The sequence below is a fragment of the Pseudomonas sp. MDT2-39-1 genome (assembly GCF_054898085.1).
In genome coordinates this window covers 1215829-1229054 of sequence record NZ_CM142716.1, presented here as the reverse complement: position 1 = coordinate 1229054, position 13226 = coordinate 1215829, and the positions used below count along the sequence as shown (strand labels likewise).

Here is a 13226-nt window from a genome sequence, read left to right as displayed (position 1 = left end):
ATGGCGACAGAACAATCACCACATCAACATCTGAATAAAGTGAGCTTCAAGCATGAGTGACTCCGGCCGCGCCGACGCGCTGTTAGCAGACCTGCCCCGCGATGGCCGTGGCCGGCTCAAGGTTTTCCTCGGCGCCGCGCCCGGTGTTGGCAAGACCTACGCCATGCTGCAAGCAGCCCACACCCAATTGCGCCAGGGCGTGAAAGTCATCGCCGGCGTGGTCGAAACCCACGGCCGCGCCGAAACCGAAGCGCTGCTCGGCGGCTTGCCGCAACAGCCTTTGGTGCGCTCGGAATACCGTGGCGTGATGCTCGAAGAAATGGACCTCGACGGCCTGCTCGCCGCCCAACCGAAACTGGTGCTGGTGGACGAGCTGGCCCACAGCAACGCCCCCGGCAGCCGCCACGCCAAACGCTGGCAAGACATCCAGGAATTACTGTCCGCCGGCATCGACGTGTTCACCACGGTCAACGTCCAGCACCTCGAAAGCCTCAACGATCAAGTGCGCGGAATCACCGGCGTGCAGGTTCGCGAAACCCTGCCGGACTGGGTGCTGCAAGAGGCCTACGAACTGCTGCTGATCGACCTGCCGCCCCGCGAACTGCTTGAGCGTCTGCGCGACGGCAAAGTCTACGTGCCGGAGCAGGCACGGGCGGCCATCGATGCCTTCTTCACCCAGACCAACCTCACCGCCCTGCGCGAACTGGCGATGCAGACTGCTGCGGCTCAAGTCGACAATGACCTGGCCCAGGGTTATCGGCAGCTCGGTCAAGCGGCACCGGCCGTGCGCGGTCGTTTGCTGGTCGGCGTCGATGGCGATGCTCAGGCCGAACGCCTGGTGCGTCACGCCAGCCGCGTTGCCCAGCGGCGGCATCTGCCGTGGAGCCTGGTGCACGTGGACAACGGGAGCGTGCGCGACGAGCAATCGCGCCTGCGCCTGCAAAGTGCTCAGCAACTGGCGGAGCGCCTCGGCGGCGAAGTGGTTTTATTGCGCGCTGGCGAAGTCGCCAAGACGCTGATCCAGCACGCCGCCGAGCGCCGCGCCAGTCTGGTATTGGTCGGTCAGTCCCGGCAGCGATGGCATCGTCGACTATTCGGCGGTGGTCTGGCGTCTCGCCTGCTGCGCAATGCGCGCGGGCTGGAAATCAACGTCCTCGACAGCGATCACGAACAGCACCAGCCACGACAGCGATCAACGCAGTCGCTGGTGTGGTTCGATTACGCGCTGGCCCTGGTGGCTACGGTTTTGGCCAGTGCTTTGGCCTGGGCAGTGGCGAGCGTTTTGCCGCTGCCGAATATCTCGCTGGTGTTCCTCGCCGCCGTGTTGCTGGTGGCGGTGCGCAGCAGCCTAGGCCCGGCGCTGGCCTGTGCGGCGCTGTCGTTTCTGACTTATGACTTTCTGTTCATCCCACCGACCTTCTCCTTCCGCATCCAGCGCGAAGAAGATGTGTTGACCTTGCTGTTCTTCCTGCTGATGGCCGCCCTCACCGGTAACCTCGCGGCGCGGCAACGGCGGCAATTGCAGGCATTGCGCGACACCCAAGAAGAGACCACCGAACTGCTCGACCTTTCGCGCAAACTCACCGCCGCCACTGACCGCCAGGCCGTGGTCAGCGCCGCAGCCCAGCATCTCAATGGTTGGAGCGATCTGCAATTGTGCCTGCTCAACCACGACGGCCAGGGTGGCTGGAAAGTCGAGGCCGGTGGCCCGCTGGAGTTTTCCGAAGCCGAGCGAGCCGCCGCCGATTGGGCCTGGCAACACGATCAACCGGCAGGCGCGGGCACTGGCACGCTGCCGTTCGGGCGCTGGTGGTGGTGGCCGCTTTCAGTAGAAGACGGACCATTGGCGCTGCTCGGTGTGTGTGCTAAAGAAGGCCAGACCTTGAGCGGCCAGCGTCGGCGTTTGTTGACGGCATTGAGTCAGCCGCTGGCTCAAGCATTGGCGCGTGCGCAACTGGCCGAAGACCTCGAAGCGGCGCGCCTGCATGGCGAAACCGAGCAGTTGCGCAGTGCCTTGCTGGCGTCCGTGTCCCACGATTTACGCACGCCGCTGACCGCCATGCGCGGCAGCATCGACAGCCTGCTGGCCCTCGGTGAAGCCATCCCGCTGGAGGATCGCCTTGAACTGCTCGAAGGCACCCGCGATGAGGCCGAGCGCCTCGACCGCTACATACAAAACCTGCTGGACATGACGCGCCTCGGTCACGGCGCTTTGAAGCTGGCGCGGGATTGGGTGTCGCCGGCCGACATCGTCGGCAGTTCACTCAACCGCCTGCGCGCGGTACTGGCGCCGTTGCAAGTCAGCACCGAAGTGCCGCCCGAATTACCGCTGCTGTACGTGCATGCCGCGCTGATCGAGCAGGCACTGGTCAACGTGCTGGAAAACGCCGCGCGTTTTTCGCCGCCTCACGGTCGTCTACAATTACGCGCCGGAGCCGATGACCGTGAGCTGTTTTTCTCGGTGTGCGATGAGGGACCAGGGATTCCGGAGGAGGAGCGGGCGAAGATTTTCGACATGTTCTATACCGCCGCGCGCGGTGATCGGGGCGGGCAGGGCACTGGGCTGGGACTGGCGATTTGTCAGGGCATGGTCGGCGCGCATGGCGGTCGGATCAGCGTCGCAGACGGCATTGAAGGGCGCGGCACCTGCATCACGTTGCACTTGCCCTTGCAGGAGCAACCAGACATTGAAAATGAGAGCTGAAAGTGAGCGTTGAACGTGAAGCCTGATACCCTTTGGACATCTCCATGCCGCGACCGGAAACCATGAGCCAGACCTCGACCATTTTGGTCATCGACGACGAACCGCAGATTCGCAAGTTCCTGCGCATCAGCCTCGCCTCCCAAGGCTACAAAGTGCTGGAGGCCGGCACCGGCAACGAAGGCCTGGCCCAGGCGGCGTTGAACAAACCCGACTTGCTGGTGCTTGACCTCGGCCTGCCGGACATGGACGGCCAGCAAGTGCTGCGCGAGTTTCGCGAGTGGTCGACGGTGCCGGTGCTGGTGCTCTCGGTGCGTGCCAGCGAAGGCCAGAAGGTTGAAGCGCTCGATGGCGGTGCCAACGACTACGTGACCAAGCCGTTCGGCATTCAGGAGTTCCTTGCCCGGGTGCGGGCCTTGTTGCGACAGGCGCCGGTTGGCGAAGCTCAACAAGCGGCGCTGACATTTGGCCCGTTGACCGTGGATCTGGCCTATCGCCGGGTGCTGCTCGAAGGCACCGAAGTCGCGTTGACTCGCAAGGAGTATGCGGTGCTGGCGCAACTGGCGCGGCATCCCGGGCGGGTGATCACGCAGCAGCAGTTGCTGAAAGATATTTGGGGGCCGACGCATACCGAGGACAGTCATTATCTGCGAATTGTGGTGGGGCATTTGCGGCAGAAGCTGGCGGATGATCCGACTCAGCCTCGGTTTATTGTCACCGAGGCTGGGGTAGGGTATCGGTTGTTGAGTGAGGTTAGTCTCTAGGCCTTTGTTGTCCGGCCTATGTCTTCGCGGGCAAGCCTTAATGCCAGTCAGTTAAGCCCTCCAGCCCTCTTTTTGGGGTATTTGACTGGTCTAGGCTTGACCACTCTTGGGTAACTTCGCTCTCGTCTGGCTGGCAGTATGAAGTGCTGAGCCTGGATTCTCAGTTCTGCCAGTCGTTTAGGGATCGTGCCTGGCGTTTCCAGCGGACAGAAGCGCAGCGCATTGCTGACCGCTTGAGACAACCAGAGAAAACTCAAGCGTTGCGGTACCACCTTTATTTCTTCAGCCATCAAGCGCATTTCCTGACGGATCAGGTTGTAGGCCAGCAGAGTTCCCCACAGTTCTTGACGCACCAGATCAGGTTGTTTACTGCGTAATTGCTCTCCTTTGAGCAGGTTTTGCTTGATCTCGCGGTAACCCAACTCGATTTCCCAGCGTTCGTTGTAGTGCCCCGCCACCTGATTGGCAGGGTAACGTTCGGCATCGATCAACGAGGTGAGATAGCGGCGGGGTTTGTCGTCTATCGAGTACTCAATCAGTCTTGCCTGCCAATGGCTAGGAAGGTCTGGACGTTGCTTGAGCGCATCTCTGGAAACCGTCAGTCGCACAAGCCAATCACCGGCGCCCAACTCTTCGATCACCTCGTACTTGAGCGGTTTGCGTGCCCGCATGAGCCAGTGCCGTTCGGTTCCACTGTGCTGCCAGTCGAGCAAGAGGGCCGCCGAGTAATAGGCGCGGTCAAAAATCGTCACCGAATGATCGCTTACCGCTTTCTCCAGACCTTTGGCATAGCGAAGTTCGCCGACAGCAAACTCGCCAAAACAGGCAGCCCGAATCAAGTGACTATAGGTATCCATCAGGCAAACACCGCGCACTTGTGGCCAGGCTCCGTCTCCCGAGTGAGTCCGCCCGCCACCAAAGGCTTGGCGGTTTTCTGGTGTGTCAGGGGTGGACCAAACCACGCCGTCTACCGCAAAGCTGCGTAACCCTAAAAAGCCAGCCGAAGCTGGCTGCTCAGCACCGCCCCATGACTCTGCCAATTGCTTAAACAGTGCGGCAAGGGGCTCTGCTCCCAGCCGTTGCCGGGCCTGGACTGCTGCGCTGGGCACAGGCACCTTTGCTTCGCCCAAAGCCAGTCCCAGCTGCTGCACGATGAGCCAAATCGGCTCGTTCTTGAACAAGGCCAACCCCACCACCAACCAGACAATACGCTCGGCCGGCAGGCGTCTACGGCGCAGAGAAACCGTTCCGGTCGAGGCCAGCGCTTGCTCGATCCACAGGGGATCGATCAGTTGCGCAAAGCGTTCGAAAGAGATCGGATTGAGTTTGGTAACTTCTTGAAGGGCGTTTTGTAGGGACATGAAGCGGGCTCATAAAAACATAAGCCCGTTTCTATTACTGCTGGGCGGGCAAGTCAATTTCTTAACTGACTGGCATTAGGGCAAGCCTCGCTCCTACAGTATTTGAGTCGTTCGCAGGCTTTGTAAGCGACTCAAATCCTGTAGGAGCGAGGCTTGCCCGCGAAGAGGCCCTCAGATTCACTCGAGAACTTCAGGAATCCCGCTCGCTCTCATACCGATCCAGCGTATCCCGCGCAATCTCCCGCCCCAGCGCGATCAACTCCGGTGCCTTGTAAAACTCGAAAAACCGGCACACCCGTTTCGGCACGTTGATCAGGATATCCGGCGGATACCCGGCGATCTTGTACTGCGCCAATGACGTCTGCATCACCTCGAAACTCTGGTTGATCAGGTCCAGCAAAGACGCCGGCCCCACGTTGTCGATGATGAAAGAACCGGTGGCGGACTTCGGCGCGCCTTCGCGTTCGCGTTCGGGGGCGGCCGCCGGTTGCTGGGCTTCGGGTTCGGCGGATTCGATCCAGGGGTTGATGTCGGCCGCTTCCGCCATCAACGCTTCCTTCTCCAACAGCAGCAATTGCTCCGCCTGCTTGCGCCGGAACGGCATTTTTGAACCCAGCGAGTTGATCAGGCTGTCGAACCGGGTCTTGAACGCCGCCGGACGCTGAATCACCGGCAGTTGATAATGGCGCTGGTTGGTGGAGTTGAGGTTGACCGCGATGATCAGGTCGCAGTGACTCGATACCACGGGCACGATCGGTAAAGGGTTGAGGATGCCGCCGTCCACCAGCATGCGATTGCCCTGCATCACTGGCGTGAACAGGCTGGGAATCGCTGCCGAGGCCCGCATGGCCTGGTGCAGGCAGCCTTCCTGGAACCAGATTTCCTGCTGGTTGGTCAGGTCGGTGGCCACCGCCGTGTAAGGGATGCGCAGGTCTTCGATGTTGATCTCGCCGACGATCTTGCGGATCTGTCCGAACACCTTCTCTCCGCGAATCGCGCCCAGGCGAAAACTGACGTCCACCAGACGCAAGACGTCGAGGTAGTCCAGGCTTTCGATCCAGTCCCGATAATCGTCGAGTTTGCCGGCGGCGTAGATCCCGCCGACCACGGCGCCCATCGAGCATCCCGCGATGCAGGCGATGTCGTAGCCGCGCCGTTCGATTTCTTCAATGACACCGATATGGGCATAACCCCGGGCTCCACCCGAGCCCAACACCAGCGCGACACGCTTTTTCATGAATCGCCCTCGTCTGACAAGGTTCAACAATGCACCCATCAAGGGGCGCGCTTCAATCGCCAAGGTCGCTCGGCGGGCCGAGAGCGTCGTTTTTTCGACACTCCATGGCGGACATGGGTATTCTCGTGAGCGCTTGAAGTTTGCGCGGTGGGGCCAAGGCACTTTTCACGTGCCAGACCGTCTTACCTGCAGGACTGTTTACCTATTTTTGAGGTGTGATTGATGAAAGCCTGGATCTGTGTGCCTTTGATTGCCCTGGCACTCGCCGGTTGTGCCGGCAAAACCGCTTATCGTGACAGTTGCGGTGGCGGGCTCGATGCCGCGTGGCATGAACTGGACCTGGCCAAGGCCGAGGGTTTTGCCGGCACCGTCAGCTACTCCAAGGCCTTGTCGCTGTTGACGGCGGCCAAGACCCAACAGCAATTCGAAGGCTTCGAAGGCTGCACCAAGAAGGCCGAGAAGGCGCGTTTCTATATTCGTGAGTCACGCGCCGGCCGTTAAGGCATGATCTAGGCTTAGGGAAATTCATTTCAGGGAGCAAAAAATGCCTGCCTTGGTTGATCGGTTGGTGGCTCAAGTACTGGGTATGGAGGTTCGCCTGCTGGCCTGCCAGGCACGTCTGAGTGCGCGCACTGACCCGGAGGCTTTGCACGACCTGCGCACTACGGTTCGCCGTTTGCGCAGCCTGTTGCGGCCTTTGCGTGGGCTTCCCGGCGTCGAGCAGCTGGAAGCGGCGGCGTCCCGGGTTGGCGAGCTGACCACGCCCATGCGTGATCGCGAGGTGCTGGCGGCGTACTTGCTCCAGCACGATCAACCGGAAGCGGCGCAACGGCGCATGGCGCAGATGGCCGCGGCTTATCCGGCGGTGGCGATAAGCCCCGAGGTGACGCAGTTGTTGATGATCCTCGACGCCTTTCCGCGTTTTCTGCGCGCCTCCCAGCGTCAGGGCTTGCTCAAGGGCTTGCGCAAACGCATCGAAAAACGCCTGGCCAAACAATGGAAGAAGCTCGATCAGGCCCTGCACGATCCCGCCCACGATCGCCATCGCTTGCGCCTGCTGATCAAACGCGTGCGCTATGGCATCGAAGCCTATCCCGAACTTGATCGATTGCCCAAGGCGGCGATGCCGCGTTTGAAGGCTGCGCAAGGTGCCCTGGGCGACTGGCACGACTGCTGGCAATGGCTGGCCAGGGCCGAACAGGAAGCCGATTTGCAGCCTTGCGTCGCGGTCTGGAAAACCACAATGGCCGAGGCCGAAGAGCGCGCCGACCGCGTCCTCGACAAACTCAGCAACGCCTGCTTCAAATCCTGAAAACAACACAAATCAAAATGTGGGAGCGGGCTTGCTCGCGAAGAGGGTCTGAGATTCAACGCAAATGTTGACTGTCAGACCCTCTTCGCGAGCAAGCCCGCTCCCACAGTGGATCTCTGTTGAATTTGGAATCGATGTTCAACGCGGCCTATCTGTCAGCCTATTTGGCCGGAATAAGCGCTGTGCCAGTCTCCCTGGCTGGTTAAGATCCCTACATCCTTTTTCCGCACCGAGGTTTCCATGCGCTTTTCCGATTTGCTCGACGCCGTCCGCAGCCAGTCACTGGAGCTGTCTATCCCGGCCGGATGGGCTCAAGGACGTGCGAGTTTCGGTGGCCTGGTGGCCGCGTTGCAATACGAAGCCATGCGTGCAAAAGTCCCGGCGGATCGACCGGTGCGTTCCTTGGCGATCACCTTTGTCGGACCGGTCGAACCCGAAGTGCCGGTCAGTTTTGAGGTCGATGTGTTGCGCGAAGGCAAAGCCGTCAGTCAGGTGCTGGGCCGGGCAATGCAGAAGGGGCAAGTGGTGACGCTGATCCAGGGCAGCTTCGGCGCGTCCCGACTTTCCGAAGTCGCGGTCGCGGCCGAGCCTGCACCTGAAATGAAACACTGGGACGACTGTCAGGAACTGCCGTACATCAAAGGCGTACTCCCGGAATTCATGCAGCATCTGGCGATGCGCTGGAGTGTCGGCGGTCTGCCGTTCACCGGCAATAAGTCCCGCGAGATGGGTGGCTGGGTGCGTTTGCGTGGGGATGTGAAGGAAGAGGCGGTCAGTGAGTCGCATATTCTGGCGCTGGTGGACGCCTGGCCACCGGCCTTGTTGCCGCACCTGAACAAACCGGCGATGGGCAGCACGCTGACCTGGACCATCGAATTTGTTCAGCCGGTGCTTGAGCTGAGCACGCTGGATTGGTGCAAGTACCTGGTTGAAATCGAGCATGGCGCCGACGGCTACGGCCATGCGGCCGCGAAACTGTGGAGCGCGGACGGTCAGTTGATCGCCATGAGCCGGCAGACGGTAACGATTTTCGCCTGATCAGTGACGACGGTGGCGCTCACGCCAGGCGCGCCACCAGCCGCCGCTCAAGAAGAACCGTGGGAAGGTCAGGAACTGCTCGACGACCAAGCGCGACAGCTCATCTTTGCGATCGCTGAACGGCTCGGAGGCTTGCGCCTCCAGGCTATGGCCGTGGCGTTGCAAGCCCAGTGCGGCGATCACGCCAATGACACCGATGGCGAAGTTCGCGAAATTCAGGCCGAACACCCCGGAAACAATCAGCAGAAACGCCACGATGAACAGCGGCACGGCAATCAGGTGCAACACCAGATTGGTCGGGTGCTGGTGATTGCCAGGGTAGACGCGCCATTGCCAGGCGGGAAGGTTGGGATGACGTTTGCCCATGATGCTAATCCTCGATCCATGTTGAACACATGATTGAAGAATAGGCGGGGCAAGAGCGGGCGGCGAATCGAGGTTGGCTATCGAAGTGATAGCGGTGATGGTCAGGATTGATGTTGGCCAGGCTGACGCCTTCGCGGGCAAGTCGGATCGACGCACCGCTCCCTCCTACAGTTCGTACGCAGCTTCCGTAGGAGCGAGCGGTGCGTCGATCCGACTTGCCCGCGAAGGGGCCCTCAAAGCTTGAGCTGCCCTATAGCCTTGTTCAATTCCCCGGCCAACGCCGCCAGTTCATTACTGGTAGTCGCCGAATCCACCGTCTGCTGCACGGTATTCTCGGTCACATCCCGAATACTCACCACCGCCCGGTTCATCTCTTCCGCGACCTGACTCTGCTGCTCGGCCGCCACCGCAATCTGTGTATTGCTTTCGCGCATTTGCGCCACCGCGCTGGTGATTTGCGCCAACGCGACGCCAGCCTCCTGGGCCTGTTGCACGCAGTCGTCGGCCTTGAACGAACTTTCCTGCATGAAGTCCACAGCGTCCCGGGTCCCGGCCTGCAGAGCGGACACCATGATGGTGATCTCGTCAGTGGACGTCTGGACACGCTTGGCCAGGTTGCGCACTTCATCGGCGACAACCGCAAAGCCGCGCCCCATTTCGCCGGCCCGGGCCGCTTCAATCGCTGCGTTCAGCGCCAGCAGATTGGTCTGCTCGGCAATGCTGTGAATCACGCCGACCACGCCGTTGATTTTCTGACTGTCCTCGGCGAGGCGCTGGATCATCTCCGCCGTCTGCTGCACGCCGCTGGACAACCCAGCGATGGATTTCTGCACCCGACTGACCACTTCCTGCCCGCTGCCGGCCAAGGTGTCCGCGGTTTGCGAGAGGTCGCGGGTCGCGCCGGCGTGCTGGGCGATGTGATAGACGGTGGCGGTCATTTCGTTGATCGCCGTGGCGGCTTGATCTGTTTCGCTTTGTTGGCCGAGCATGCCATGACGCACCTCGTTCATGCTCGAGGCCAGTCGCGCCGCGCCGACATCCAATTGCCGGGCGGTGCTGGCGACGGTGTTGACCACTCGCTGGTAACCGGCCTGCATCGCATTGAAGGCATTGGCCATCTGCCCGACTTCGTCCTTGCAGGCCAGCGGCACACGGGCTGACAGGTCGCCGGTTTTCTCGACGTGGAGCATCACGTCTTTCAAGGTGTTGAGTTGACTCAGCAGGAAGCGGATCAACAACTGCGAAGCGCCCAGCATCGCCAGCATCAAGATGAACACCGCCACCGCGTAGTTGGCGAAGCGTTCGCCGAACACCTGGCTCAGGCTCGGGCCGTGGGCGACTACCGCGAGCTGCTGACCGTCGGGGCGAGAGAACACCTCGGCGCCCATCAACGGGTTGTCGCCGAACAGCGGCATGACGTTGATCTCGACCCAGCCATTGGCATCGACCAGTTCCAGCACCGGCTGCTCGTTCAGCAACGGCGCCTGCCCGCGACTGAAGGTCAGCAGATTATCGGCCTTTGGTAGCGGTTGCCCGGCAGGCCAGGCATTGAGCAAGCGTGCCTGAGCCTGAGCCGCTGCTTGAGAGGCATGGCTGCGGGCCTGTTGCTCGAGCTGCACGGCGTACAACACCAGCATGAGCGTGGTGATGAAGGCGACTGCATTGACCGCCCAGAATTTGTATTTCAGCGAGATGTTGCTAAGCCAGGCACCCATGGAGGTCTTCTCTGATAGCGGAAACAGCTTTGGCAAGGTGCCAGCATTGTGCCGCTATGCAGGGATTCCGGACTTGATGTGGATCAATGATCACCAAAAATCCCTGTAGGAGCGAACCTGCTCGCGATAGCGTCGGCACATCCAACATTGGTGACTGACAGGGCGCTATCGCGAGCAGGCTCGCTCCTACAGGGGGATTCGTGGTTACTGGGGGATTGAGGGCAGGCCGTAGAACGCACGTGCACAGGAAGTGGTGTGGGCAGCCAGATCCTCTTCCGTCTCACCCCGATGCAACGCCACTTCCCGCAGCACTTCCGTCAAATACGCCGGCTCGTTGCGACCGTTCTTCGGCTTGGGTCGCAAGCTGCGCGGCAGCAGATACGGCGCATCGCTCTCCAGCATCAGACGCCCGCGTTTGATCTCCTTCACCAGCGGATGCAGATGGGTGCCCCGGCGCTCGTCGCAGATCCAGCCAGTGATGCCGATGTGCAAATCCAGATCGAGGTAACTGAACAGCGCCTTCTTTTCCCCGGTGAAGCAATGCACCACTGCGGCCGGCAGCTGATCACGGTAATCACGGAGGATTTCCAGCAGTCGCTGGCTGGCATCGCGCTCGTGGAGGAACACCGGCAATTGCAGGTCGACCGCCATCGCCAGGTGTTCTTCGAGGACTTTTTCCTGCTGTGGGCGCGGCGAGAAATCGCGATTGAAATCCAGCCCGCATTCACCCACGGCCACCACGTTGGGCTCCTTGAGCAAACTGCGCAGGCGCTGGGCGCTGTCGGCGTTCCAGTCGCTGGCTGAATGAGGGTGAATGCCTGCGGTGGCAAACAGCCGCTGAGCCGATTCGTCCAATTGTCGGCACAGTTCCAGTGCCTGTTCGCTGCCCTCGACACTGGTGCCGGTCAGGACCAGTTGGCAGACCCCCGCGGCATACGCGCGATCGAGTACGGCCTGGTGCTTATCCGCAAAACTGGGGTTGGTCAGGTTGACGCCGATATCGATGAGTTGCATGGTGCTACCTCGGACCAAAGGCCGGAAAGCATATCAGAGCTGTAGATTTAGAAGAAAAGCCAAGAACTACAACGAGTTAAAGCTGTCTCTTGATGCCGCGAGACACGCCGGGGTGGCCAAGGTGCCATCACTGTGCCAGTCTTTCGCACTTTGTCAGCGCTCAAGGCGCTCTGTTTCTGTCGTTCGATTTCATGAAAATTCGTGAGGTCGGCCCAGTATTCTTTCCGGAGAGTGGATGACACGTCCCTCGATGTTGCTTTTGCTGTGCTGTTCGTTGCTGCTGCCGATGCCGGCGGTTGCGCGTCTGGCCGGCCCGCTGCAAGCCGTGCCGGCGGCCAAGGTCCGTGACCTGACGGAGATTCGCAGCAGTCGTGTGTTGCGGGTGCTGGTCAACCAGAGCCGCAACAGCTCCGGGGAAGTCCAGGGCCAGGCCATCGGTGTCGAATACCACCGCCTGCGCGCCTTCGAGCAGTACCTCAACGGTCACGCCCGTGACGGTCAGGAAATCACCCTCAAGATCATTCCCAAAGCCAAGGATCAACTGCTCGGTGCCTTGCAACGCGGGGAAGGTGACCTGGTTGCGCCGGGTGAGCTGCTCGATTTGCAACCGGGCCACGCCGTCAGCAGCAGCGAACCGATTGCCAGCAACATCCCGTTGGTGCTGGTGGGGATCAAAGGTGAGCGCCGTTACACCCGAGTCGAACAACTCTCGGGCAAAACCCTGGCGCTGCCCACCGGCAGTGCCGCCGGGGACGCGGTCAGTCAGATCAATTCAAAGCTCGCCCTGCACAAACTGGCACCGGTGAAAATCGAATGGGTCGACCCCAGTCTTGCCGTCGAGGATGTGCTGGAAATGGTCCAGGGCGGGATTTTTCACCTGACCATCGTCGAGCAACCGATTGCCGAACGCTGGGGCAAGATCCTGCCCAAGTTGCGCTTCGACAAGCAGGTGCTGATCAGCGAGCCGGGCGAGGAATACTGGTTCGTGCGCCGTGACGCCTCGATGCTGCGCGCGAGCATTGATCGCTTCCTGACGACCTACAAGAAACCGTCGGATCAGGATGCGGCGTTCCTGCGTATCTATCGACGTCTGTATCAAGTGCACTATCCATTGGCCAAAGCTGACCGGCAGCGTCTGGAAAAACTTCGCCCGGTGCTGCAAAAGCACGCTGATGCCCAAGGCATGGACTGGCTGAACCTGGCGGCGCTGGCTTTCAAGGAATCAGCGCTGCAACCCAATGCCCGCAGCGGTAGTGGCCCCACCGGGCTGATGCAGATCACCCCGTCCGCGGCCCAGCGTGTTGGGGTCAGCAACATTCAGAACCTCGACGCCAATGTTCAGGCCGGTGCCAAGTACCTGGCGATGATCCGTCGCAAATTCTTCGCCAGCCCCAAACTCAATGAGCGCGAGCGCATGGCGTTCGTGCTGGCGGCTTACAACATGGGGCCGGAACGGGTGCAGGGCATGCGCGCCGAAGCCCGGCGGCGCGGCTTGAATCCCAATCAGTGGTTCTTCCAGGTCGAACGCATTGCCATGGAGCAGGTGGGAATGGGCGCCGTCAGCTATGTTAATAGTGTGAACAAGTATTACCTGGCGTTCGATCGTGAAAGGGAGTCGTTGGAGCCCCAGGGGCAGAAAGTTGCCTCACGTAAGTAATCGACATAACTGATTGTTATGTCGCAAAAATTGCGCTTTTAACATTAGGTTTATCGATTAA

At 60.7% G+C, this 13226-nt stretch carries 11 protein-coding genes; 6 read left to right on the top strand and 5 right to left on the bottom strand.

Going from position 1 to position 13226, the window contains the following annotated elements:
- The first annotated feature begins 52 nt into the window (after nucleotides 1-52).
- Both ACYZTM_RS06115 and ACYZTM_RS06110 read left to right on the top strand, forming a co-directional pair.
- Nucleotides 53-2704: a sensor histidine kinase gene (locus tag ACYZTM_RS06115; protein WP_131060015.1), complete on the top strand. Its 2652-nt coding sequence runs from the start codon at nucleotides 53-55 to the stop codon at nucleotides 2702-2704.
- Nucleotides 2705-2766: 62 nt separating this feature from the next.
- Nucleotides 2767-3465 (top strand): response regulator, encoded by a 699-nt coding sequence (locus ACYZTM_RS06110; RefSeq protein WP_131060124.1) that lies wholly within the window; start codon nucleotides 2767-2769, stop codon nucleotides 3463-3465.
- Nucleotides 3466-3512: 47 nt separating this feature from the next.
- Here the strand turns inward: ACYZTM_RS06110 and ACYZTM_RS06105 are convergent, their stop codons facing one another.
- Both ACYZTM_RS06105 and ACYZTM_RS06100 read right to left on the bottom strand, forming a co-directional pair.
- On the bottom strand, nucleotides 3513-4826 hold the full coding sequence (locus tag ACYZTM_RS06105; RefSeq protein ID WP_131063535.1) for an IS4 family transposase: 1314 nt from the start codon (nucleotides 4824-4826) through the stop codon (nucleotides 3513-3515).
- Between the two features lie 190 nt (nucleotides 4827-5016).
- Entirely contained in the window at nucleotides 5017-6063 is a 1047-nt protein-coding gene (locus ACYZTM_RS06100; protein ID WP_131060016.1) for a patatin-like phospholipase family protein, read from the bottom strand.
- 222 nt (nucleotides 6064-6285) lie between these two features.
- Here ACYZTM_RS06100 and ACYZTM_RS06095 point away from each other — a divergent pair, with 222 nt between their 5' ends.
- The 3 genes from ACYZTM_RS06095 (at nucleotide 6286) to ACYZTM_RS06085 (ending at nucleotide 8413) form a co-directional block, all read left to right on the top strand.
- Nucleotides 6286-6564, top strand: coding sequence for a hypothetical protein (locus tag ACYZTM_RS06095; protein WP_131060017.1), 279 nt, complete (start codon nucleotides 6286-6288; stop codon nucleotides 6562-6564).
- Nucleotides 6565-6607: 43 nt separating this feature from the next.
- Nucleotides 6608-7375, top strand: a complete 768-nt coding sequence (locus ACYZTM_RS06090) for a CHAD domain-containing protein (RefSeq protein WP_461987606.1) — start codon at nucleotides 6608-6610, stop codon at nucleotides 7373-7375.
- A 240-nt stretch (nucleotides 7376-7615) separates the two neighbouring features.
- The gene (locus tag ACYZTM_RS06085; RefSeq protein WP_461987604.1) at nucleotides 7616-8413 is read left to right on the top strand and encodes an acyl-CoA thioesterase; all 798 of its coding nucleotides are present in this window, start codon (nucleotides 7616-7618) and stop codon (nucleotides 8411-8413) included.
- Here ACYZTM_RS06085 and ACYZTM_RS06080 read toward each other — a convergent pair whose 3' ends face one another.
- The 3 genes from ACYZTM_RS06080 to ACYZTM_RS06070 form a co-directional block, all read right to left on the bottom strand.
- Nucleotides 8414-8779 (bottom strand): terminase, encoded by a 366-nt coding sequence (locus ACYZTM_RS06080; RefSeq protein ID WP_461987602.1) that lies wholly within the window; start codon nucleotides 8777-8779, stop codon nucleotides 8414-8416.
- 233 nt (nucleotides 8780-9012) lie between these two features.
- Entirely contained in the window at nucleotides 9013-10494 is a 1482-nt protein-coding gene (locus tag ACYZTM_RS06075) for a methyl-accepting chemotaxis protein (RefSeq protein ID WP_461987600.1), read from the bottom strand.
- Nucleotides 10495-10698: 204 nt separating this feature from the next.
- The gene (locus ACYZTM_RS06070; RefSeq protein WP_461987598.1) at nucleotides 10699-11508 is read right to left on the bottom strand and encodes a TatD family hydrolase; all 810 of its coding nucleotides are present in this window, start codon (nucleotides 11506-11508) and stop codon (nucleotides 10699-10701) included.
- Between the two features lie 235 nt (nucleotides 11509-11743).
- On the opposite strand from ACYZTM_RS06070, the gene ACYZTM_RS06065 reads away from it, so the two are divergent.
- Nucleotides 11744-13165 (top strand): MltF family protein, encoded by a 1422-nt coding sequence (locus ACYZTM_RS06065; protein WP_461987596.1) that lies wholly within the window; start codon nucleotides 11744-11746, stop codon nucleotides 13163-13165.
- The last annotated feature ends 61 nt before the right edge of the window (nucleotides 13166-13226 follow it).